Below are 22,361 nucleotides of genomic sequence, written 5' to 3'. Positions count from 1 at the left end.
GGCTTTGCCGAACACGTGGTGGGCTGAAGCCCACCCTACAAGGCTGTCTGGTTTTTGTTAACTTGTTGTAGGAGGCGCCTGCGCGTCTTCGTCGCGGCGCTGTCGCGCAGCAAACAGGGTACAGCCCCGAGAAAGCCGCCTGTGCACACCGCGTCCGTAGGAGCCCGGGGACGCCGAGTCCTTGCGGGCGATCATCGGCGTTGCGGCGATCGCCCGCAAGCGGGCGCCTACAAGCCCCCCGGGCCTTGCCGAACACGTGGTGGGCTGAAGCCCACCCTACAAGGCTGAACGTCCGTAGGAGCGGGCCGTGCCCGCGAAGCTTTGCGCGCTGGAATATTCGCGGACATGGCCCGCTCTACAGGGATACGTCTATCCGCAACAGCCAACTCGGACAGAGCCATAAAAAAACCCGCAGGCGAATGCGGGTTTTTTATGGCTCGCGCTGGAACGTCAGTCTTCGAGCGTGCCCATCGCGGTGGTGTTGAAGCCGCCGTCGACGTAGAGGATCTCGCCGCTGATGCCCGAGGCCAGGTCGGAGCAGAGGAAGGCGCCGGCGTTGCCGACTTCATCGATGGTGACGTTGCGGCGCAGCGGGGTCTGCTTTTCGTTGGCCGCGAGCATCTTGCGGAAGCTGGCGATGCCGGAGGCGGCCAGGGTGCGGATCGGGCCGGCGGAGATGCAGTTGACGCGGGTGCCTTCCGGGCCGAGGCTGCCGGCCAGGTAGCGAACCCCGGCTTCCAGGCTGGCCTTGGCCATGCCCATGACGTTGTAGTTGGGCATGGTGCGCTCGGCACCCAGGTAGGAGAGGGTCAGCAGGCTGCCGTTGCGGCCCTTCATCATCTCGCGGCCGGCCTTGGCCAGGGCGACGAAGCTGTAGGCGCTGATGTCGTGGGCGATCTTGAAGCCTTCACGGGTGGTCACTTCGGTGAAGTCGCCGTTGAGCTGGTCGCCCGGGGCGAAGCCGACGGAGTGCACGATGCAGTCCAGACCGTCCCACTTCTTGCTCAGTTCTTCGAACACGCGGGCGATGTCTTCATCGTTGGCGACGTCGCAGGGGAAGCACAGCTCGGGGCTGGAACCCCAGCCGGCAGCGAATTCCTCGACGCGGCCCTTGAGCTTGTCGTTCTGGTAGGTGAAAGCCAGTTCTGCACCTTCGCGATGCATGGCCGCGGCGATGCCCGAGGCGATCGACAGTTTACTGGCAACGCCGACGATCAGTACGCGCTTGCCGGTGAGAAAACCCATGTGCTTGTCCCTCTTCTGGTTGTCTTCAGTGCCGGGCGCCAGAAAGGCGGATTCCAGCAGCTGCTGTGTATATGGATGTCGCGGCGCGGCGAAAATTGCTGCGGCCGCCCCCTGTTCCACCACCTGACCCTGTTTGACCACCATCATCTGGTGACTCAGTGCCCTGATCACCGCCAGGTCATGGCTGATGAACAGGTAGGTCAGGTTGTACTTGGCCTGCAGTGAACGCAGGAGCTCCACCACCTGGCGCTGTACCGTTCGGTCGAGCGCGGAGGTCGGCTCGTCGAGCAGGATCAGCGCCGGCTTCAACACCAGAGCCCGGGCAATGGCAATGCGTTGCCGTTGTCCGCCGGAAAACTCGTGGGGATAGCGATGCCGGGTATCCGGATCGAGACCCACCTCCACGAGTGCGTCGATGATTGCCTGTTCCTGCTCCGCCGCATTCCCCATCCGATGGATGCGCAATCCCTCGCCGATGATCTGCCCGACCGACATGCGCGGGCTCAGGCTGCCGAAGGGATCCTGAAAGACCACCTGCATCTGCCGGCGCAACGGGCGCACCGCGCGCTGCGACAGGCCCTGCAGTTGCTGGCCCTGGAAGCGGATGTCCCCGCGACTGGCGAGCAGTCGCAGGATGGCCAGGCCCAGCGTGGACTTGCCTGAGCCACTTTCGCCGACGATACCCAGCGTCTGCCCCCTGGGTAGGCTGAAGTTCACGCCGTCGACCGCCCTGATGTGGTCGACGGTGCGCCGCAGCAGCCCCTTCTTGATCGGGAACCACACGCGCAGGTCGTCCACTTCCAGCAGTGGCGGCGCTTGCTCGACCGCCACGGGACCGCCACTGGGCTCGGCCGCGAGCAATTCCTGGGTGTAGGAATGCCGGGGTGAGCGGAACAGTTCTTCACACGACGCCTGTTCGACGACGCGACCGCGCTGCATGACACATACCCGGTGCGCGATTCGCCGGACCAGGTTGAGGTCGTGGCTGATCAGCAGCAGCGCCATGCCCAGACGTGCCTGCAGTTCCTTCAGCAGTTCGAGGATTTTCAACTGCACGGTGACGTCCAGCGCCGTGGTCGGTTCGTCGGCGATCAGCAGTTCGGGCTCGTTGGCCAGCGCCATGGCGATCATCACCCGTTGCCGCTGGCCGCCGGAGAGTTCGTGCGGATAGGCGCGGATGCGCTTGCGCGGCTCGGGGATGCCCACCAGTTCGAGCAGCTCGAGCGTGCGGGCGGAGGCGGCCTTGCCGCGCAGCCCCTTGTGGATCTCCAGCACCTCGTTGATCTGCTTGCCCACGGTATGCAGCGGGTTGAGCGAGGTCATCGGTTCCTGGAAGACCATGGCGATGCGGTTGCCACGGATTTTGCGCATGGCCTTTTCGTCGGCCTGGAGCAGGTCCTGGCCGTGGAACATGATCTGCCCTTGGGGATGGCGGGCGAGCGGGTAGGGCAGCAGGCGCAGGATCGAATGGGCGGTGACCGATTTGCCCGAGCCGCTTTCGCCGACCAGCGCCAGGGTCTCGCCCCGGCGGATGTCGAAACTCACGCCCTCGACGACGCGCTGGGCCTGGTCGCCGGTGACGAACTCGACGGCCAGGTCGCGGACTTCGACCAGGTTCTCGCTAATCGGATTCTCGGCCATCTTATTTCCTTGGGTCGAAGGCATCGCGCGCCGCCTCCCCGATGAACACCAGCAGGGTCAACATCATCGCCAGCACCAGGAAGGCGCTGATGCCCAGCCAGGGCGCCTGCAGGTTGGCCTTGCCCTGGGCGACCAGTTCGCCCAGCGACGGCGAGCCGGCCGGCAGGCCGAAGCCGAGGAAGTCCAGCGCGGTCAGGGTGCCGATGGCGCCGGTGAGGATGAACGGCATGAAGGTCATGGTGGAGACCATGGCATTGGGCAGGATATGGCGGAACATGATCGCGCCGTTCTGCATGCCCAGCGCGCGGGCGGCGCGCACGTATTCCAGATTGCGCCCGCGCAGGAACTCGGCGCGGACCACGTCCACCAGGCTCATCCAGGAGAACAGCAGCATGATGCCCAGCAGCCACCAGAAGTTCGGCTGGACGAAGCTGGCGAGGATGATCAGCAGGTAGAGCACCGGCAGGCCGGACCAGATCTCCAGCAGACGCTGGCCGACCAGATCGACCCAGCCGCCGTAGAAGCCCTGCAGTGCCCCTGCGACCACACCGATCACGGAGCTGATCAGCGTCAGCGTCAGGGCGAACAGCACCGAGATGCGGAAGCCGTAGATGACCCGGGCCAGCACGTCGCGGCCCTGGTCATCGGTACCCAGCCAGTTGACCAGCGAGGGCGGTGCCGGTGCGGGTACCTGCAGCTCGTAGTTGATGCTCGAATAGTTGAAGGGGATGAGCGGCCAGATCATCCAGCCGTCCTTCTCGGCGATCAGCTCCTGAATGTAGGGGCTCTTGTAGTTGGCCTGCAGCGGGAACTCGCCGCCGAAGGCCGTCTCCGGGTAGCGCTTGAACACCGGGAAGAACCACTCGCCGTCGTAGCGCACCACGATCGGCTTGTCGTTGGCGATGATTTCCGCGCCGAGGCTGAAGACGAACAAGGCGAGGAAGATCCACAGCGACCACCAGCCACGCTTGTGCGCCTTGAACAGGGCGAGACGCCGCCGGTTGAGGGGGGACAACTGCATGTCAGGCCTCCCTGCTTTCGAAATCGATGCGCGGGTCGACCAGGGTGTAGGTCAGGTCGCCGATCAGCTTTACCACCAGTCCGAGCAGGGTGAAGAGGAAGAGGGTGCCGAACACCACCGGATAGTCGCGGTTGATCGCTGCCTCGAAGCTCAGCAGGCCGAGCCCGTCGAGGGAGAAAATCACCTCGATCAGCAGCGAGCCGGTGAAGAACATGCCGATGAAGGCAGCCGGGAAGCCGGCGATGATGATCAGCATGGCGTTACGGAACACGTGCCCGTAAAGCACGCGATTCTTGCTCAAGCCCTTGGCCCGTGCCGTGATCACGTACTGCTTGTTGATCTCGTCGAGAAAGCTGTTCTTGGTCAGCAGCGTGAGGGTCGCGAAGTTGCCGATCACCAGGGCGGTGACGGGCAATGCCAGGTGCCAGAAATAGTCGATGATCTTGCCGCCCAGGGTGAGGTCGTCGAAATTCGCCGAGGTCAATCCGCGCAGCGGAAACCAGTTCCAGTAACTGCCGCCAGCGAACAGCACGATCAGCAGGATGGCGAAGAGGAACGCCGGAATCGCGTAGCCGACGATGATCGCCGAGCTGGTCCAGACGTCGAACTTGCTGCCGTGGCGCGTGGCCTTGGCGATCCCCAGCGGGATCGAGGCCAGGTACATGATCAGCGTGCTCCAGAGCCCCAGCGAGATCGAGACCGGCATCTTCTCGACGATCAGGTCGGTCACCTTGGCGTCGCGGAAGAAGCTCTCGCCGAAATCCAGCCGCAGGTAGTTGCTGAGCATGATCCAGAAACGCTCCGCCGGCGGCTTGTCGAAGCCGTAGAGACGCTCGATCTCGGCGACCAGTTCGGGGTCCAGCCCCTGGGCACCGCGATAGCTGGTGCCTGCCACCGCCACCTCCGAACCGCCGCCGGCGATACGGCTGGTGGCACCTTCGAAGCCCTCGAGCTTGGCGATCGCCTGCTCCACGGGACCGCCGGGCGCGGCCTGGATGATGACGAAATTGATCAGCAGGATGCCGAACAGGGTGGGAATGATCAGCAGCAATCGGCGAAGGATGTAGGCCAGCATGCTCAGCGCTCCGCCTCGGTGTCATCGGGCGTGGCCGCAGGCGCGGGTGCGCCGGCTTTCCCGGCCTTCTGCGCTTCCACCGGATCGGCGGCGGGAGCGGCTGCGTCGGGCTTGCGCCACCAGGTCATCAGGCCGATGTCCTGCTTCGGCGTGACGGCCGGATGGGCGAGGTGGTTCCAGTAGGCCACCCGCCAGGTCTTGATGTGCCAGTTGGGCACCACGTAGTGCCCCCAGAGCAGCACGCGGTCCAGGGCGCGGGTGTAGGTGATCAGTTCCCGGCGCGAATCGGCGCCGATCAGCCGCTCGACCAGCGTGTCGATCGCCGGGTCCTTGAGGCCGATGAAATTGCGGCTGCCGGGATTGTCGGCACTCGCCGAATGCCAGTATTCACGCTGCTCGTTGCCCGGCGAGTTGGACTGACCGAAGCCGCTGACGATCATGTCGTAATCGCGCGAGCGCAGCCGGTTGATGTACTGCGAGACGTCCACCCGGCGAATCTCCAGCTCGATGCCGAGGTCCGCGAGGTTGCGCTTGTAGGGCAGCAGGACCCGCTCGAACTCGGCCTGCACCAGGAGGAACTCCAGTTTCACCGGCTTGCCGTTGGCATCGACCATCCGATCGTTCTCGACCTTCCAGCCGGCCTCGGTCAGCAGGCGGTATGCCTGGCGTTGTTGCTCGCGGATCACGCCGTTGGCCTCGGAACGGGGCAGCTCGAAGGGCTTTTCGAACACCTCGTCCGGGATCTGGCCACGCAGCGGTTCCAGCACCTTGAGCTCTTCCTTGTCGGGCAGTCCGGAAGAGGCGAGTTCGGAATTGTCGAAATAGCTGCGGGTGCGGCTATAGGCGCCGTTGAACAACTGGCGATTGGTCCATTCGAAGTCGAACAGCAGCCCCAGCGCCTCCCGCACGCGGCGATCCTGCAATTGCGGGCGGCGGATGTTGAAGATGAAGCCCTGCATGCCGGTAGGGTTGTGGTTGGCGATCTCTTCCTTGGCGATCCGGCCGTCCCTGACCGCGTCGATGTCGTAGGCGGTTGCCCAGTTCTTCGCGCTGGTTTCGAACCAGTAGTCGAAGTGGCCCGCCTTGAACGCCTGCAGTGCCACGGTATTGTCGCGGTAGTAGTCGAAGGTCAGGTGGTCGAAATTGTAGAAACCGCGGTTTACCGGCAAATCCTTGCCCCAGTAGTCCTCGACGCGCGCATAGCGAATCGAGCGGCCGGCCTGGACGCGTTCCACGCGGTACGGCCCACTGCCCAGCGGCGGCTCCAGGTTCCCCGAAGCGAAGTCACGCTCGGCCCACCAGTGCTTGGGCAGCACCGGTAGTTGGCCGAGGATCAAGGGCAGTTCGCGATTGCCGGCATGCTTGAAATCGAAGCGCACGCGGCGCGGGCTTTCCGCCACGACCTTCGCCACGTCGGCATAGTAGCCGCGGTAGTGCGGAGCCCCCTGGCTCATCAGGGTTTCGAAGGTGAAGACCACGTCTTCGGCCGTTACCGGTTCGCCGTCGTGAAAACGCGCTTGAGGACGCAGGTGGAAGCGTACCCAGCTGTTGTTCGGGCCTTTCTCGATCTTCTCGGCCAGCAGCCCGTAGACGGTGAAGGGTTCATCCAGGCTATTGGTGGTCAGGGTGTCGTAGATCAGGCCGATGTCGTCCGCTGCGACGCCCTTGTTGATGAAGGGGTTGAGCGAGTCGAAGCTGCCGAAGCCGGCCTGGCGCAATGTGCCGCCTTTCGGGGCGTCCGGGTTGACGTATTCGAAATGGCTGAAATTGGCCGGATACTTCGGTTTCTCGTCGTACAGGGTCAGGGCATGGCGGGGAGCCGCCTCGGCGAGCCCCGCCAGGCAGAGCAGGCCCAGCAGGCCGGCGCGAAGCAGCGGGTGGCGCATGTGGTCGTTCATTTGGCCTTCTCCAAGCTCTTCAGCCACCAGGCGCGCAGCCCCAGCGTGTAGGGCGGCGTGGTGACGTGGGCGAACCGGTTACGATACGCCAGGCGGTGGTTGCTGATGAACCAGTTCGGAATGGTGTAGTGGTTCCACAACAGCACGCGGTCGATCGCCCGTGCTGCGGCCACCTGTTCGTCGCGAGTCTGCGCGGCCAGTAGCCTGGCCAGCAGGTCGTCGACGATGGGGTTGGCGATGCCGGCATAATTGCGCCCGCCTTTGACATCGACCTGGCTGGAATGGAAATACAGGTACTGTTCGATGCCCGGGCTCAGACTCTGCGCCAGGGTCATCAGGATCATGTCGTAGTCGTAGTGGTCGAGCCGTTGCTTGTACTGCGCGCCGTCGACGGTGCGCAGGTTGGCCTGGATGCCGATGCGGGCCAGGTTCTCCACGTAAGGCTGGAGGATTCGCTCCAGTCGCGGATTAACCAGCAGGATCTCGAAGCGCAGCGGCTGTCCGGTGCCGTTCAGCAGGCCCGCATCCGAGGTCTTCCAGCCGGCCTCGGCGAGCAGGCCGAGGGCGCGGCGCAAGGTTTCGCGCGGGATTCCGCGCCCATCGGTTTTCGGCAGCGCGAAGGGCTCGGTGAACAGCTTGGCCGGCAACTGGTTGCGGTAGGGCGAGAGCAGCAGCCATTCGCCGCCCTCGGGTTTGCCGGTGGCGGTGAAGTCGCTGTTGGGGTAGTAGCTCTCACTGCGGCGGTAGGCCCCGTAGAACAGCGCCCGGTTGGTCCATTCGAAATCGAACATCAGGCCCAGGGCTTCGCGGACGCGGATATCGGCAAAGGCCGGGCGGCGGTTGTTCATGAACAGCGCTTGCGTCTGGGTCGGAATCTGGTGGGGAATCTCGGCACGGATGACGTCGCCGCGCATCACCGCTGGATACTGGTAGCCGTTCGCCCAGTTCTTCGCCTGATGTTCGATGTAGAAGTCGAATTCACCGACCTTGAAGGCCTCGAAGGCGACCACGTTGTCCCGGTAGAACTCTACGTCGATCCGGTCGAAATTGTATTTGCCCTGGTTGGCCGGCAGCTTGGCGCCCCACCAGTTGCGCACGCGCTCGAACACCACCTGCCGCCCGGGCTGCACCCGGGTGATACGGTAGGGGCCGCTGCCCAGTGGCGGCTCGAAGGTGGTGGCCTGGAAGTCGCGATTCTTCCAGTAGTGCTGCGGCAGCACCGGCAGTTCGCCGAGACGCATGATCAGCAAGGGGTTGTCGGCCTGCTCGAAGACGAAGCGGATGCGATGGCGGTTGAGGATGTCGACACGCGCCACGCCTCGCAGGTTGGTGCGGTATTGCGGATGGCCGTCGCGGATCAGCAGCCGGTAGGAGAACGCCACGTCGTAGGCGGTGATCGGCTTGCCGTCGTGGAAGCGGGCCTCCTTGCGCAGGTTGAAGACCACCCAGCTGTGGTTGTCGCTGTACTCCACCGACTCGGCGATCAGCCCGTAGCTGGAGGCGGGCTCGTCTCCGGAGGGATCGTAGATGCCGGTGCCGACCATCAGCGGCTCGTTCAGTTCGCTGATGCCGTACTGCAGGAAGCCGGGGGCTGCGCTCGGGCTGGTGCCCTTGAAGGTGTAGGGATTGAGGGTGTCGAAGGTTCCGGATGCCATCAGCTTGACCCGCCCGCCCTTGGGCGCACGCGGATTCACCCAGTCGAAGTGGGTGAAGGACGCTGGATACTTGAGAGTACCGAACTGCGCATAACCATGGCTTTCGCTGATGGTCGCGAGGGCGGGAAAGCTCAAGGCCAGACAGGCTAGTAACAGGGGCAGGAATCGCATCGGGCGGGGAATCCGATCCATGGCGCTTTCGGGCTTCTCGGGCCGGTACAGTAACAGCTTGTATGCGCAGGAAAAAGACCGGACAAACTGCCTGCCATGGGTATGCGAACGCCCCTGGCAGGTGGCTTTCCGAAGGCTATGTCTGCACCAGCTGTCGAGGCGGGGCGGTAGGGTGGGCTTCAGCCCACCTGGACCAGCATATCGCCTCAGGTCACTCTCCCAGAAAGGCAGCATGTGCACACCGCGCCCGTAGGAGCCCGGGGGGACGCCGAGTCCTTGCCGGCGATCATCGGCGTTGCGGCGGATCGCCCGCAAGCGGGCGCCTACAAGCCCCCCGGGCTTTGCCTGAAGCCCACCCTACAAGGCCACAAGGCTCCAGATCCTCGCCGCCAAGAGTGAGCCAGGGATCAGTTCGGCAGGTAGAGGGTGAGCAACTGGCCGGGGCGCAATACTTCCGTGCCTTTCGGATTCCAGATCTTCAGATTGTTCAACTGAACGTTGAAACGCTTGGCGATCTGGGACAGCGAGTCGCCTTTCTGCACCTTGTAATAGGTCGGCGAGTCGCCTTCAGCCTTCGCCGTGGTGGCGGCCGGCCCTTGCAGGAACAGCGCCTGGCCCACCTTGAGCTGGCTGCCGGAGAGGTTGTTCCAGCGCTGCAGGTCGCGTACCGAGACGCGCTGGGCCTTGGCGATGTCCCAGAGGTTGTCGCCGGACTTGACCCGATAGCTGCGTGGCGTGGCGGCGGGCTGCCGTGCCACCGCATGCAGCAACTCGCGCGAGGCGCTGGCGTCGCTGCTGGTCGGCAGGCTGAGTACCTGGCCGATGCGCAACGTATCGTTGTTCAGCCGGTTGACGTCGCGAATGATGCTGACCGTCAGGTGGTGCCGGTTGGCGATGGCGCCCAGCGTATCGCCGGCACGCACCCGGTACTGCTGCCAGTCGACCAGCTCCTGCGGCTTCATCAATGCCAGGTTGGCCGCCAGCATCTCGGCCTTCTCCAGCGGCACCAGCAACTGCTGCGGGCCGTCCAGGGTGATGCGGCGGGTGAAGGCCGGGTTCAACTGGTACAGCTCGTCCTCGTCGAGATCCGCCAGCTTGGCGACGCGCGCCAGGTCCATGCGCTGCTTGAGGGCAATGACCTCGAAATAGGGTTCGTTGGCGATCGGGTTGAGATTGATGCCATAGGCCTCGGGCGCCTTGATCAGTTGGGACAGCGCCAGCAGCTTCGGTACGTAGTCGCGGGTTTCGCGCGGCAGCGGCAGGTTCCAGTAATCGGTTGGCAGGCCGAGTTTCTGGTTGCGCTCGATCGCCCGGCTGACGGTGCCCTCGCCGGCATTGTAGGCCGCCAGGGCCAGCAGCCAGTCGCCATTGAACAGGCCATGCAGGTAGCTCAGGTAGCGCAAGGCGGCGTTCGTCGAAGCGGTGATGTCTCGGCGTCCGTCGTACCAATTGGTCTGTCGTAGGTTGAAATGGCGGCCGGTGGAGGGGATGAACTGCCAGAGCCCTACGGCGTGCGCGGGTGAATAGGCGAAGGGGTCGTAGGAACTCTCGATGATCGGCAGCAGCGCCAGCTCGAGCGGCATGTCGCGCTCTTCCAGCCGTTCGACGATGTAATGGATGTAGGGGCTGCCGCGCTCGCTGGCGATCTCTATGGAGTTGGGGTGGCTGGCGAACAGCAGGCGCTGCTGCTCGATTCGGGGGTTGCTTTCGAGGTGTTCCTGAAGCTTGTAGCCTTCGCGGATGCGCTCCCAGATGTCCTTGTGCGCGGTGATGACGGTCTCGTCGGTCAGCCAGATGGGGTCCTGCGCCACCGATACCGTCGGGCGCCCCGGCTGTTCGAGCGAATCGTCGCGCAAAGCATTGCTTTGACAGCCCGCTAGGGCTACGCAGATGGCGAGGGCCAATGCACGACCAGAGGCTGCCAAGGCGTCCGGTTCGTGGCGTTTCTTGGGAGCTGGCGGCATTGGCTGGAGACTTCCCCTGGAACAAAAATTCCGGGGATTCTAGGAACGCACCCAGGTGGGGTCAAGTTTGCCCGTCCCGTTTCGGGAACTCGTCGACCTTGTCAGAATCGATCTTTCCAGGCGCGCAGGGCCGCGAAGACCTCGACATCGCTGTCCAGACGGCTGCCGCTGTGCTGCCTGGCCGCTTCGCGAACCGCCGCGATGCCGCTGCGCAGGAAGGGATTGGTGGCCCGCTCGATTTCCAGCGTGGTGGGCAGGCTGATGCGATCCGCCGCCCGCCACTCGGCGACCGTCCGCACTCGCTCGGCGATCTGCCGATTGCCCGGTTCGACGGCCTGGGCGAAGCGCAGGTTGCTCTGCGTGTATTCGTGGGTGCAATAGATGAGTGTGTTGTCGGGCGTGCTGGCCAGACGCTGCAGCGAATCGAACATCTGTGCGGCGCTACCCTCGAACAGGCGGCCGCAGCCGGCGGCGAACAGGGTGTCGCCACAGAGCAGCCAGGGGTGTTCGGCATCGGCATGGAAGTAGGCGATATGCCCGAGTGTGTGCCCGGGAACGGCGATGACCTGTAGGTCGTGTCCGAGCACCTGGATATGCTGGTTGTCGCCGAGCGCCTCGTCGCGGGCCGGAATGTTCTCGGCGGCGGGCCCGTAAACCCGGGCGCCGGTATCCGCCTTGAGTCGTTGCACACCGCCGACATGGTCGTGATGATGATGCGTCACCAGAATATCGCTCAGTTGCCAGCCGGGGTGGGCTTGCAGCCATGCCAGAACGGGCGCGGCGTCGCCGGGGTCGACCGCGGCGCATTGGCGGGTGACGTCGTCCTGGAGCAACCAGATGTAGTTGTCGGTGAAGGCGGGAAGGGCTTCGATCTTCAACATGGGCGGGTCGCCAAGTCTGTGACAAAGGCGCATCCTAGGACCTGTCGATGTTTCGTAGCAAGCCGGCCCGCGACGAAACGGGAGCAGCGGCCATGGAAAAGTCGAACCCGAGCGAACTCATCGTCGAGCGGACCCGCGCGACGAACGGAGCCAAGCGATGAATGATCAACCATCCCCCCAAGGCTGCGATCCCTGGCTGTCGCTGATCGACCAGGCCAGCCTCTGGTTCGAGGGGCCCCAGGGGCAGCAGCTGCTGGCGCAGGAACAGCGTGTGCTGAGCGAGGAGCTGAGCCGCTGTTTCGGCAGTTACCTGGTGCACAACGGCCCGTTCGGCGGAGCGCCGGTGGAACCGCAGAACATCAAGCGCAGCGTTCGCCTCGGCGCGCCGTTGCCTGGCGTGGAGATTCAGTGCGAGGAGCAGGCCTGGCCGCTCGGCGAGCATGCCGCCGATGTGGTGGTGCTGCAGCACGCGCTGGACTTCAGCCTTTCGCCGCATGGATTGCTGCGTGAAGCCGCGCGCGGCGTGCGCCCCGGTGGGCATCTGCTGATCGTCGGCATCAATCCCTGGAGCGCCTGGGGCATGCGCCATCTGGTATCGCGCGAGGCGCTCCGCCAGGCGCGCTGCATTCGTCCCTCGCGGGTGGGCGACTGGCTGAATCTGCTGGGATTCGCGCTGGAGAAACGTCGCTTCGGGTGCTATTGTCCGCCGCTTTCTTCGAACGAGTGGCAGGCGCGTCTGTCGCGGCTCGAAACGCTGGGGCAGCGGTTGCAGGCGCCGACCGGCGGCTTCTATCTGCTGGTGGCGCGCAAGCTGATGATCGGTCTGCGGCCATTGCGCCAGCAGCGTCGCGAGCGCATGGGGCAATTGCTGCCGATGCCGGTGGCGAAGGTCAGCCGACGCGACGCAGAATAGCCGCTGCCGTGCATTTCGACCTCGCCGTCGGCCGCCACGACCTGATAGACAGGGCAAGTAATCTTCATGAGCGACGATTGGGTCGAAATCTACACAGACGGTGCCTGCAAGGGCAATCCCGGCCCGGGCGGCTGGGGCGCTCTGCTTATCTATAAGGGCGTCAAGCGCGAGCTCTGGGGCGGCGAGGCGGACACCACCAACAATCGTATGGAGCTGATGGCTGCCATTCGCGCGCTCGCCGAGCTCAAGCGGCCTTGCAAGGTACGCCTGATCACCGACTCGCAATACGTCATGCAGGGCATCAACGACTGGATGCCGAACTGGAAGAAGCGCGGCTGGAAAACCGCCAGCAAGCAGCCGGTGAAGAATGCCGACCTCTGGCGACAGCTCGATGAGCAGGTCGGCCGTCATGAGGTGAGTTGGGAGTGGGTCCGTGGCCATACCGGCCATCCGGGCAACGAGCAGGCCGATCTGCTGGCCAATCGCGGCGTGGTACAGGCCAAACGACAACCGATTGTGTAAGTGAGCGAAACCGTATGCGCAGCGTAGTGCTCGATACCGAAACCACCGGCATGCCGGTAACCGATGGCCACCGCATCATCGAGATCGGCTGTGTCGAGGTCATCGGCCGCCGCCTGACCGGCCGGCATTATCACGTCTATCTGCAGCCCGACCGCGAAGTGGACGAGGGGGCGATCGCCGTCCACGGCATCACCAACGAGTTCCTGCTCGACAAGCCGCGTTTCCGCGACGTCGCCGACGAGTTCTTCGAGTTCATCGCGGGCGCACAGCTGGTCATCCACAACGCGGCGTTCGATATCGGCTTCATCAACAACGAGTTCGCCCTGCTCGGCCAGCAGGAGCGGGCGGAGATCACCGACCATTGCACGGTGCTCGACACCCTGCTGATGGCGCGCGAGCGTCATCCGGGCCAGCGCAACAACCTCGACGCCCTGTGCAAGCGCTACGGCGTCGACAACTCCGGCCGCGACCTGCACGGCGCCTTGCTCGATGCGGAGATTCTCGCCGACGTCTGGCTGACCATGACCGGTGGCCAGACCAATCTGTCGCTGGCTGGCGATGGCGAGAGCTCTGATGGCGGCCGTCCGCAGCCCAGCCCGATTCGTCGTCTGCCGGCGGACCGGCCGCGCACCGCCGTGCTGCGCGCCAGCGAAGAAGAGGCCGCGGCGCACATGGTGCGCATGGCCGCCATCGAAAAGGCGGCCGGGGCGCCCCCCCTGTGGCTGCAGTTGGAAAGCTGAGGCTTCTCTTCCGGTCTCGCTCGCTGGTCCGAGCGGGCGCAGTGCGCTGTCGCTTTGCCGCGGACGCTTCTACCCTGTAGGTGGATCGTCCGCAGAGAGCGCGCATGTATAAAGACCTGAAATTCCCCATCCTCATCGTTCATCGCGACATCAAGGCCGACACCGTGGCCGGCGAACGGGTACGCGGCATCGCCTCGGAACTGGAGCGCGACGGCTTCACCATCCTGCCCACGGCAAGCTCCAGCGAGGGCCGCATCGTCGCTTCGACCCACCATGGCCTGGCCTGCATCCTGGTCGCGGCCGAAGGCGCCGGCGACAACCAGCGGCTGCTGCACGACGTGGTGGAGCTGATCCGGGTGGCCCGGCGCCGCGCGCCACGGCTGCCGATCTTCGCGCTGGGCGAGCAGGTCACCATCGAGAACGCGCCGGCCGAGGCGATGGCCGATCTCAACGAACTGCGCGGGCTGCTCTATCTGTACGAGGACACCGTGCCGTTTCTCGCACGGCAGGTCGCCCGGGCGGCCCGCAATTACCTCGAGGACCTGCTGCCGCCGTTCTTCCGCGCCCTGGTGCAGCATACCGGCGAGTCCAACTATTCCTGGCACACGCCCGGCCACGGCGGCGGCGTGGCCTATCGCAAGAGCCCTGTCGGGCAGGCCTTTCACCAGTTCTTCGGCGAGAACACGCTGCGCTCGGACCTCTCGGTCTCGGTGCCGGAACTCGGCTCGCTGCTCGACCACACCGGGCCGCTGGCAGCGGCGGAAGCGCGTGCGGCGCGCAATTTCGGCGCCGACCACACCTTCTTCGTGATCAACGGCACCTCGACGGCGAACAAGATCGTCTGGCACTCGATGGTGGCGCGCGGCGACCTGGTGCTGGTGGATCGCAACTGCCACAAGTCCATCCTGCACGCGATCATCATGACCGGCGCGATACCGCTCTACATGAGTCCCGCACGCAACGAGCTGGGCATCATCGGGCCGATCCCGCTCGAGGCGTTCAGCCACGAATCGATCCAGGCGAAGATCGCCGCCAATCCGCTGGCGCGCGGGCGGCCGGCGAAGGTCAAGCTGGCGGTGGTGACCAATTCTACCTACGACGGCCTCTGCTACAACGCCAACCTGATCAAGCGCACCCTGGCCGACAGCGTCGAGGTGCTGCACTTCGACGAGGCCTGGTACGCCTATGCGGCGTTCCACGAGTTCTACGATGGCCGCTACGGCATGGACACGCGCGAGCAGGGGCCGCTGGTGTTCACCACCCACTCGACGCACAAGCTGCTGGCGGCCTTCAGCCAGGCGTCGATGATCCATGTGCTGGACAGCCAGACCCGCCAACTGGACCGCGATCGCTTCAACGAGGCCTTCATGATGCACATCTCCACCTCGCCGCAGTACGGCATCCTGGCGTCCCTGGACGTGGCTTCGGCGATGATGGAGGGGCCGGCCGGCCGCTCGCTGATCCAGGAGACCTTCGACGAAGCGCTGAGCTTCCGCCGGGCGCTGGCCAATCTGCGCCAGCACATCGACCCGGACGATTGGTGGTTCAGCATCTGGCAGCCGCCGCTGGTGGACGGCGCCGAGGCGCTGGTGACGTCCGATTGGCTGCTCGAACCGACGGCAGACTGGCATGGCTTCGGCGAGGTCGCCAGCGATTATGTCCTGCTCGATCCGATCAAGGTCACCCTGGTCACGCCCGGTCTCACGGCTTCGGGAGCGCTGGGGCGCAACGGAATCCCCGCGGCGGTGGTCAGCAAGTTCCTCTGGGAGCGGGGCCTGGTGGTGGAAAAGACCGGCCTGTATTCGATGCTGGTGCTGTTCTCGATGGGCATCACCAAGGGCAAGTGGAGCACGCTGCTGACCGAGCTGCTGGAATTCAAGCGCCACTACGATGCCAATATCCCGCTGGTCGAGGCCTTGCCCTCGATTGCCCGCAGCGGTGCGCCGGTCTACGCCGGCATGGGGTTGCGCGAGCTGTGCGATGCGCTGCATGCCTGCTATTGCGAAAACGCCACGGCCAGGGCCATGCGGCGGATGTACACGGCGCTGCCCGAGCCGGCGATGACGCCCTCGGAGGCCTATGACAAGCTGGTGCGCGGCGAGGTCGAGGCCGTGCCGATCGAAGCGCTGGAAGGGCGCATCGCCGCCGTGATGCTGGTGCCGTATCCGCCGGGCATTCCGCTGATCATGCCGGGCGAGCGATTCACCCGGGAGACCCGCTCGATTCTGGATTATCTTCGCTTCGCCCGGGATTTCGCCGAGCGTTTCCCCGGTTTTGATGCCGACGTGCATGGGTTGCAGCACGAGCCCGGCGTGAACGCTGGCGAATACACCGTCGACTGCATTCGTGAGGACTGAATCTCGCCGCGTGCGTATTCCGCCGTGACGCCCACAATGTGGGGCGGTAGGCGGCGTGGCCTGTTTCACATCGTCTGCATCGACATTCACCCGCCGCGGTGCCGCTTGTTATAGTGGCCCACCGTCGCTGCAGGCCGCCTGCACGATGCTTTCCATGCGCCCTTGCTGTCGAGGATGATAGCGTGACCGAATACAAAGCCTTCCGCGTAGAGTTGGCAGACAAGATTGCCCAGGTTGTGATCAACAGGCCCGAGAAGATCAATGCGATGAATGCCGACTTCTGGTCGGAAATCATCGATATCTTCGACTGGATCGATGCCACCGACGAGGTGCGCGTCGTAGTCCTCAGCGGAGCCGGCCAGCATTTTTCCTCCGGCATCGACCTGCAACTGCTGGCGCAGGCCGGTAGCCAGCTGGGCAGCGAGGTGGGGCGCAACGCCGAGCAACTGCGCCGCAAGATTCTCGCCCTGCAGGCCTCCTTCAATGCCGTGGACAACTGCCGCAAGCCGGTCATCGCTGCGATCCAGGGCTATTGCCTGGGCGGTGCGATCGACCTGATCTCGGCGTGCGACATGCGCTACAGCACGACGGATGCCAGGTTTTCCATCAAGGAAATCGACATGGGCATGGCGGCCGACGTGGGCACCCTGCAGCGCCTGCCACGCATCATCGGCGATGGCATGATGCGCGAACTGGCGTTCACCGGGCGCACCATCGACGGCGAGGAGGCGCGTGCCATCGGTCTGGTCAACCGTACCTATGCCGACCGGCAGGCGATGATGGAGGCGGTGCTCGGCCTGGCCGGTGACATCGCCGGCAAGTCGCCGGTGGCGATCCGCGGCACCAAGGAAATGATCCGCTACATGCGCGACCACCGTGTCGACGACGGTCTCGAATACGTCGCCACCTGGAATGCCGCCATGCTGCAATCGGCGGACCTCAAGGTCGCCATCGCCGCACACATGAGCAAACAGAAGCCGGACTTCGCCGACTGATGCGCCACTTCAACCTTGCGCGGGAGGCGCACTAGGCATGGTTACTGGAGCTACTTCACTCGGCCTGGTTCGCGACGAGCTGTTCGCCACCATGGAAGAGGCGGAACAGAGCCTCGAACACTTCATCATCGATCGCAATAATGGCGGCCTGCTGCAGCAGGCCGTGGAGAACCTCAAGCAGGTGCGCGGTACGCTCAACCTGATCGAGCTGACCGGCGCGGAGCTGCTCGCGCAGGAAGTACTGCAACTGGCGACCGACATACCGGTCGGCGCCGGGGAGGACCGCGACGTCCAGCTCGCCGCCCTGAGCAATGCGCTGTACGTGCTGCGCCGCTACCTGGAAAGCGTCGACGCCAGCCGCCAGGAAATCCCCGAACTGCTGCTGCCGGCCATCAACACCCTGCGTCTGGCCGGCGCGCAGCCGCCGTTGCCGGAGAGCTTCTTCTTCAGCGTGCGTCTCGACCATGCGCGGCCGCCCATCGAGGCGCCGGCGCGGGCCGGCGGAGCATCCGCCGCCGAGGTCCGACGCCTGCGCCAGATGTATCAGATCGGTCTGCTCGGTTTCATTCGCGAAGAGAACCTGCCGGCCAGCCTGAAGCTGATGGGGCGGGCGCTCGGTCGTTTCGACCACCTGTTCATCGATTCGCCGGTCGGCCGCCTGTGCTGGATCGGCAGCGCCGCGATCGAAGCCCAGCTGGATGGCCAGTTGCTGCCGCGCAGGTCGCGCAAGCAGCTGTTCTCTCGGCTGGACCGGGAGCTGAAACAGTTCATCGGCAATGCGACATACGAGGCGCCGCGCAGCCTGCTCAAGGAGCTGCTGTACGTGGTCGCCCTGGCGGACAGCAGTGGCCCGCTTGCCAGTCAGGTACGCCAGGTCTTTTCGCTGAGCTCGCTGCCGTTTACCGATCACCTGCTCGAGGATGAATCCCAGCGCCTCGCGGGCCCTGGGCAGGCGGTCATGCGTTCGCTGTCCTCGGCCATCCGCGAGGAGCTCGCCAGCCTCAAGGATCTGCTGGACCTGATCGAGCGCGGCACGGCCCAGGCCGAAGCCTATTCGAACCTGTACAACCTGCTGGGCAAGATGGCCAAGACGCTGGGCATGGTCGGCCTGTCCTCGGCAGCGAGCACGTTGCAGGCGCAGCTGGGAGGTGTTTCCGGCTGGAGTCACGAGCAGGCGCCGCAGCCCGAAACGCTTCAGCGTCTCGCCGACGCGGTGCTCTACGTCGAAAGCATGGTCGCCAGCCTGGAGCGTGGCGACCGTCGCGACGCCAAGCTGCAGGTGGCGCAGCCCGGTATGGAGGCGGAGGCCTTCGCCAACCATCAGCTGACCGAAGCCTGCATCGTGGTGATCGACGAGGCGACGGCGGGGCTGGCGTTGGCCAAGCGCGCGATCACCGCCTACCTCGAGTCCAATGGCGAGAAGCTGCACCTGGCCAACGTGCCATTCAGCCTGCAGGCGGTGCGGGGCGGATTGCGCTTCCTCGAACAGGAACGCGCCGCCGAGCTCATCGGCGCCTGTGCCGATTTCATCCAGAAACAGATGCTCGAGTCGAACCAGATGCCCCCCGAGCAGTTGCTGGAAACCCTCGCCGATGCCCTGACCAGCCTGGAGTATTACCTGGAGGGCGGCGCCGTGCTGCGGCGTGACGATTCGCGCGCAAGCGTGCTCGACCTGGCGAGCGAAAGCGTGCGCGCCCTGGGCATGCCGGTGGCGGCCTGATGAGCCTGCGCTGGCAAGCGGCCCTGCTCGACCCCGCACTTGCCGGGGGCTGGGCGGTGGTGCATTGCCGGCAACAGTTCCTTTTCGACAGCAGCGGTGCACTGTTCCCGCGGGACTGGTTGAAACGCCTGCAGTTGCCTTTGCTGAGCGAGCAGGGGCTGGGCTATTTCGACGGCGAGGCGGTGTTTCTTTTCGAGCTGGATTTTCCCGCCGAGGTGCCGGGCGCGCATTGGCAGGGGTTGCGCCAGTTCATGCAGGCCGGCGACCATGACCTGTTTCGCCTGCTCGGCTATGCGGCGCAGATCGGCACCTGGGTCAGCCAGCATCGCTTCTGCGGCAGTTGCGGCTCGGCGATGCAGCAGCGGGCGAACGAGCGGGCGATGTACTGTCCCGCCTGCGGCGCCCAGCAATATCCGCGGCTCTCACCCAGCATGATCGTCCTGGTGACGCGTGGCGACGAGCTGTTGCTGGCGCGCTCGCCGCGCTTTGCGCCGGGCGTCTACAGCACGCTGGCGGGTTATGTGGAGCCCGGCGAGTCGGTCGAGCAATGCGTCGAGCGCGAGGTGCGTGAGGAAGTCGGCGTGTCCATCCATACGCCGCGATACATCGCCAGCCAGGGCTGGCCTTTTCCACACTCGCTGATGCTGGGATTCCACGCCGAATACGCCGGCGGCGAGATCGTCCCGCAGCCCGAGGAAATCGAGGATGCCCGCTGGTTCTCCATCGACCGGCTACCGGCGCTGCCCGCGCGCCAGTCCATCGCCCGCTACCTGATCGAACTCTATCTGGCCCGTCGCCTAGGCCGCCCCGATCCAGTGTTGCCAGGCTAGGCGCAGGCTCATCGCCAGGACCACCAGAATGAACACCGGGCGGATGAACCTGGAGCCACCTCGTATCGCCGTATGCGCTCCCAGATAAGCGCCGGCCATCAGCGCCAGCCCCATGCCGATGCCGAGCACCCAGGCCACATGCCCGCCGATGATGAACACCGCCAATGCCACCGCGTTGCTGACGAAGTTCATCGTTCTCGCCACGCCGCTGGCGCGCAGCAGGTCCAGGGGGTAGAGCAGCAAGGTGCTGACGGTCCAGAAGGCACCCGTACCCGGCCCGGCGACACCATCGTAGAACCCCAGTGAAAGGCTTTGTGGCCATTGCCGCCTACGGCCAATGGCCTGCGCGCCAGGGGCGGATGTCGCTGGCAGATGGCTGAACAGCAGATAGACGCCGCAGGCGGATACCACCAGTGGCAGGGCCTGGTTCAGCCAGCTCGCCGGGATGAATTGCGCCAGTGCGGCGCCCAGCACCGCGCCGATGGTGGTCCCCGCCAGGGCGCGACGCCAGAGTGCGGGTTCGAACAGCCGGCGACGGTAGAACGTATAGCTGGCGGTGGCCGCGCCGAAGGTGGCGCACAGCTTGTTGGTGCCCAGCACCAGATGGGGTGGCAGGCCGGCGGTGAGCAGCGCGGGGAGGGTGAGCAGCCCGCCGCCTCCGGCGATGGCATCGATGAAGCCGGCGGTGAAGGCGACCATGATCAGGATGGCCAGCGTCGAGGGCTCCAAGGCGAGCTCGAGGGCGAACGGCATGCGGGACTCGATGAGCAGCGGGACAGGGGATGGCAGGATAATGCCGCGACGGGGGCAGCGATAGTCATTATGTGCACTTGTGCCAGTGCCACTTCGGGCGCTTGTCTCGCGTGCTCAAAGAAGAATGCCGACTCGTGATCGCCGTCCCATGCCGGTGCTGGTCGCTCGGATTGGCGCTGCGGATAATGGCGCACTCACTGGAAAGGACGCTTGGTCATGCACTATCTAGGGCTCGCGGTCGTGGTCGCGCTACTGGCGGTGATCGTGTTGCTGGTCGCGCTGCGCTTGTTGCTGGGAGGCCGCTGGTTGCTGGGCTGGTTACGCGGTAGCTGCGGCTTTCTGGTCCTCGCCTGCGCCGGGTTGATCGGCTTGGCTGCCTACGATGTCAGCCGCTACGTGACACTGCCCACTGACGAACCGCTGGTTACCTTGAGCTTCGAGAGCCAGGGGCCGCAGCGCTACGAGGTCAGGTTGCAGCAGCAGGGCAAGGGGGAGCGCACGGCGATTCTGGAGGGCGATCTGTGGCAGCTCGACCTGCATGTGCTGCGCTGGAAAAACCTGGCCGAACTGATCGGGCTGGAGTCGGGCTATCGACTGGAGCGGCTCTCCGGACGCTATCTGGCGGTGGAACAGCAGGACCGCGCACGTTACGGCCAGGCCGTGCTGACCGACAAGCCGCTGGGCATGGATGCGTGGAAATGGCTGCAGCTGGGCCAGCGCGACCTGTTGTTCGTCGAGGCGCAGGCGTTGCGCGTCAATTACATGCCGATTGCCGATGGGGCGGTCTATGCGATCGACTTGGCGCCGACCGGTTTGCTGGCCAGGCCGATGAACGCGGCGGCGACCCAGGCGCTGAAGGATTGGTAGTTCGTCGACGAAAAAGCCGTCCTGACGATTGCGGATGCTTTTCCCCTGTCGAGCCATGCGGGTGTCGCAAACCCGACAAGGTTCGGCTCCAGCTTCCCTGGAGCCCCGATGTCGCGGCGCTCCGCATGCTGGTATCGCTCTTGCAACGCTACCGTGCAGTCATGATCGAATGAGCGAGCCATGCCAAGCCGGGATCTGTCCGAACACGCCGCGGTGCGTGCCTATCACCAGCGCAGCAAACACCGTTTCGAGGGTTATGCCGCCGGCCCGGAGACGCTGGACTGGGATGCGCAGCCCGCACCCTTTCGTCATTTCGAGGGCGCGCCAGCGATAAGGCTGCCACTGCTTGCCGACGTGCCGGCCGGCAACGCGCTGCATCAGGCGCTGCAACGACCGTTCGTGACCCTGGATGCGGCAGGCGCCATGGTCCTGCCGGCGGACTTGTACGGTATCGGCGCCTTGCTGCAACTCTCCCTCGGGGTCACCGCCTGGAAATCCCTCGGTCCCGATCGCTGGGCGGTGCGGGCCAATCCCTCCAGCGGCAATCTGCATCCGACCGAGGCCTATCTGCAGGTCGCGGGTATCGAGGGGCTGGAGAATGGCCTCTACCACTATCGTCCCGAAGATCACGTACTGGAGCTGCGGGCCCGGCATGCCGTAGAAGCCAGCACGCCCAGGCTGGCCATCACGTTGACTTCGGTCATCTGGCGCGAGGCCTGGAAATATGGCGAGCGGGCCTTTCGCTATTGCCAGCTGGACATCGGCCACGCGGTTGGGACGCTGCGCTATGCCGCAGCGGTGCTTGGCTGGCGATTGCAGGAGCAGGCGCAGGTCGGCAGCGCGACCCTGGCGCGGCTTGCCGGGGTGGATCGGCTGGAGGAGTTTCCTGCCCAGCGCCTGCCGGATACCGAGCGGGAGGAGGCGGAAATCCTGCTCGCGGTGGGGCTTGGCGGAGCGGTACCGGCCCCTGTGCCGGTTGCCGAGCTGCATGCCCTGGCGCAGGCGGCGCGCTGGTATGGCGTGGCTTCCTGCATCGATCGGCATCCGCTTTACCGCTGGCCGATCATCGCCGAGATAGCCGCGGCGACCCGCCGCGAGGATGCCCCGGTCGTG

General features: G+C 65.1%; 17 protein-coding genes and 1 pseudogene. 9 read left to right on the top strand and 9 right to left on the bottom strand.

The genetic code is table 11. The annotated features are described in order from the left end of the window. Positions 1-450: 450 nt before the first annotated feature. The 8 genes and pseudogenes from fabI to gloB form a co-directional block, all read right to left on the bottom strand. A complete protein-coding gene (gene fabI / locus IN820_RS09260; RefSeq protein WP_193680697.1) occupies positions 451-1,245 on the bottom strand; it encodes an enoyl-ACP reductase FabI in 795 nt (264 codons plus the stop codon). Between the two features lie 18 nt (positions 1,246-1,263). Continuing rightward, positions 1,264-2,871: pseudogene (locus IN820_RS09255) on the bottom strand (ABC transporter ATP-binding protein); the annotation flags it as partial. Positions 2,872-2,887: 16 nt separating this feature from the next. Continuing rightward, positions 2,888-3,907: an ABC transporter permease gene (locus IN820_RS09250; RefSeq protein ID WP_193680696.1), complete on the bottom strand. Its 1,020-nt coding sequence runs from the start codon at positions 3,905-3,907 to the stop codon at positions 2,888-2,890. 1 nt (position 3,908) lies between these two features. After that, complete coding sequence (locus tag IN820_RS09245; protein ID WP_193680695.1) at positions 3,909-4,982, bottom strand: microcin C ABC transporter permease YejB; 1,074 nt, start codon at positions 4,980-4,982, stop codon at positions 3,909-3,911. 2 nt (positions 4,983-4,984) lie between these two features. Continuing rightward, positions 4,985-6,880: an extracellular solute-binding protein gene (locus IN820_RS09240; RefSeq protein ID WP_193680694.1), complete on the bottom strand. Its 1,896-nt coding sequence runs from the start codon at positions 6,878-6,880 to the stop codon at positions 4,985-4,987. Beyond that, the gene (locus tag IN820_RS09235) at positions 6,877-8,706 is read right to left on the bottom strand and encodes an extracellular solute-binding protein (protein WP_193680693.1); all 1,830 of its coding nucleotides are present in this window, start codon (positions 8,704-8,706) and stop codon (positions 6,877-6,879) included. The genes IN820_RS09240 and IN820_RS09235 overlap by 4 nt, the downstream gene beginning before the upstream one ends. A 407-nt stretch (positions 8,707-9,113) precedes the next feature. Next, positions 9,114-10,670, bottom strand: a complete 1,557-nt coding sequence (locus IN820_RS09230; RefSeq protein ID WP_193680692.1) for a lytic transglycosylase domain-containing protein — start codon at positions 10,668-10,670, stop codon at positions 9,114-9,116. Between the two features lie 101 nt (positions 10,671-10,771). After that, the gene (gloB, locus tag IN820_RS09225; RefSeq protein ID WP_193680691.1) at positions 10,772-11,551 is read right to left on the bottom strand and encodes a hydroxyacylglutathione hydrolase; all 780 of its coding nucleotides are present in this window, start codon (positions 11,549-11,551) and stop codon (positions 10,772-10,774) included. A gap of 157 nt (positions 11,552-11,708) precedes the next feature. Between gloB and IN820_RS09220 the strand changes: the two genes are divergently transcribed. From IN820_RS09220 to nudC, 7 genes are all read left to right on the top strand, one after another. Then, complete coding sequence (locus IN820_RS09220) at positions 11,709-12,464, top strand: class I SAM-dependent methyltransferase (protein ID WP_193680690.1); 756 nt, start codon at positions 11,709-11,711, stop codon at positions 12,462-12,464. A gap of 66 nt (positions 12,465-12,530) precedes the next feature. Then, entirely contained in the window at positions 12,531-12,986 is a 456-nt protein-coding gene (rnhA, locus tag IN820_RS09215; RefSeq protein WP_193680689.1) for a ribonuclease HI, read from the top strand. Between the two features lie 14 nt (positions 12,987-13,000). Beyond that, the gene (gene dnaQ, locus IN820_RS09210) at positions 13,001-13,726 is read left to right on the top strand and encodes a DNA polymerase III subunit epsilon (RefSeq protein WP_193680688.1); all 726 of its coding nucleotides are present in this window, start codon (positions 13,001-13,003) and stop codon (positions 13,724-13,726) included. A 104-nt stretch (positions 13,727-13,830) separates the two neighbouring features. Then, a complete protein-coding gene (locus tag IN820_RS09205) occupies positions 13,831-16,083 on the top strand; it encodes an Orn/Lys/Arg family decarboxylase (protein WP_193680687.1) in 2,253 nt (750 codons plus the stop codon). 182 nt (positions 16,084-16,265) lie between these two features. Beyond that, the gene (locus tag IN820_RS09200) at positions 16,266-17,078 is read left to right on the top strand and encodes a crotonase/enoyl-CoA hydratase family protein (RefSeq protein ID WP_193680686.1); all 813 of its coding nucleotides are present in this window, start codon (positions 16,266-16,268) and stop codon (positions 17,076-17,078) included. Positions 17,079-17,115: 37 nt separating this feature from the next. Further along, positions 17,116-18,798 (top strand): ferrous iron transporter B, encoded by a 1,683-nt coding sequence (locus tag IN820_RS09195; protein WP_193680685.1) that lies wholly within the window; start codon positions 17,116-17,118, stop codon positions 18,796-18,798. Continuing rightward, positions 18,798-19,628 (top strand): NAD(+) diphosphatase, encoded by an 831-nt coding sequence (gene nudC / locus IN820_RS09190; RefSeq protein WP_193680684.1) that lies wholly within the window; start codon positions 18,798-18,800, stop codon positions 19,626-19,628. The genes IN820_RS09195 and nudC overlap by 1 nt, the downstream gene beginning before the upstream one ends. Here nudC and IN820_RS09185 read toward each other — a convergent pair. Then, a complete protein-coding gene (locus IN820_RS09185; protein ID WP_193680683.1) occupies positions 19,596-20,381 on the bottom strand; it encodes a TSUP family transporter in 786 nt (261 codons plus the stop codon). The genes nudC and IN820_RS09185 overlap by 33 nt on opposite strands. Positions 20,382-20,597: 216 nt before the next feature. Here IN820_RS09185 and IN820_RS09180 point away from each other — a divergent pair, with 216 nt between their 5' ends. Next, entirely contained in the window at positions 20,598-21,248 is a 651-nt protein-coding gene (locus IN820_RS09180) for a hypothetical protein (protein ID WP_193680682.1), read from the top strand. 180 nt (positions 21,249-21,428) lie between these two features. Further along, positions 21,429-22,361: SagB/ThcOx family dehydrogenase (locus IN820_RS09175; RefSeq protein WP_193680681.1), on the top strand; the 933-nt coding region annotated here is incomplete at its 3' end.

The organism is Pseudomonas lopnurensis (genome assembly GCF_015070855.1).
Lineage (GTDB): Bacteria > Pseudomonadota > Gammaproteobacteria > Pseudomonadales > Pseudomonadaceae > Stutzerimonas > Stutzerimonas lopnurensis.
This window is presented reverse-complemented; position numbering and strand designations above follow the sequence as displayed.

Coding starts and splice junctions, on each gene's coding strand:
- fabI (WP_193680697.1), bottom strand. CDS start 1,245: ATGGGTTTTCTCACCGGCAAGCGCGTACTGATCGTCGGCGTTGCCAGT.
- IN820_RS09250 (WP_193680696.1), bottom strand. CDS start 3,907: ATGCAGTTGTCCCCCCTCAACCGGCGGCGTCTCGCCCTGTTCAAGGCG.
- IN820_RS09245 (WP_193680695.1), bottom strand. CDS start 4,982: ATGCTGGCCTACATCCTTCGCCGATTGCTGCTGATCATTCCCACCCTG.
- IN820_RS09240 (WP_193680694.1), bottom strand. CDS start 6,880: ATGAACGACCACATGCGCCACCCGCTGCTTCGCGCCGGCCTGCTGGGC.
- IN820_RS09235 (WP_193680693.1), bottom strand. CDS start 8,706: ATGCGATTCCTGCCCCTGTTACTAGCCTGTCTGGCCTTGAGCTTTCCC.
- IN820_RS09230 (WP_193680692.1), bottom strand. CDS start 10,670: ATGCCGCCAGCTCCCAAGAAACGCCACGAACCGGACGCCTTGGCAGCC.
- gloB (WP_193680691.1), bottom strand. CDS start 11,551: ATGTTGAAGATCGAAGCCCTTCCCGCCTTCACCGACAACTACATCTGG.
- IN820_RS09220 (WP_193680690.1), top strand. CDS start 11,709: ATGAATGATCAACCATCCCCCCAAGGCTGCGATCCCTGGCTGTCGCTG.
- rnhA (WP_193680689.1), top strand. CDS start 12,531: ATGAGCGACGATTGGGTCGAAATCTACACAGACGGTGCCTGCAAGGGC.
- dnaQ (WP_193680688.1), top strand. CDS start 13,001: ATGCGCAGCGTAGTGCTCGATACCGAAACCACCGGCATGCCGGTAACC.
- IN820_RS09205 (WP_193680687.1), top strand. CDS start 13,831: ATGTATAAAGACCTGAAATTCCCCATCCTCATCGTTCATCGCGACATC.
- IN820_RS09195 (WP_193680685.1), top strand. CDS start 17,116: ATGGTTACTGGAGCTACTTCACTCGGCCTGGTTCGCGACGAGCTGTTC.
- nudC (WP_193680684.1), top strand. CDS start 18,798: ATGAGCCTGCGCTGGCAAGCGGCCCTGCTCGACCCCGCACTTGCCGGG.
- IN820_RS09185 (WP_193680683.1), bottom strand. CDS start 20,381: ATGCCGTTCGCCCTCGAGCTCGCCTTGGAGCCCTCGACGCTGGCCATC.
- IN820_RS09180 (WP_193680682.1), top strand. CDS start 20,598: ATGCACTATCTAGGGCTCGCGGTCGTGGTCGCGCTACTGGCGGTGATC.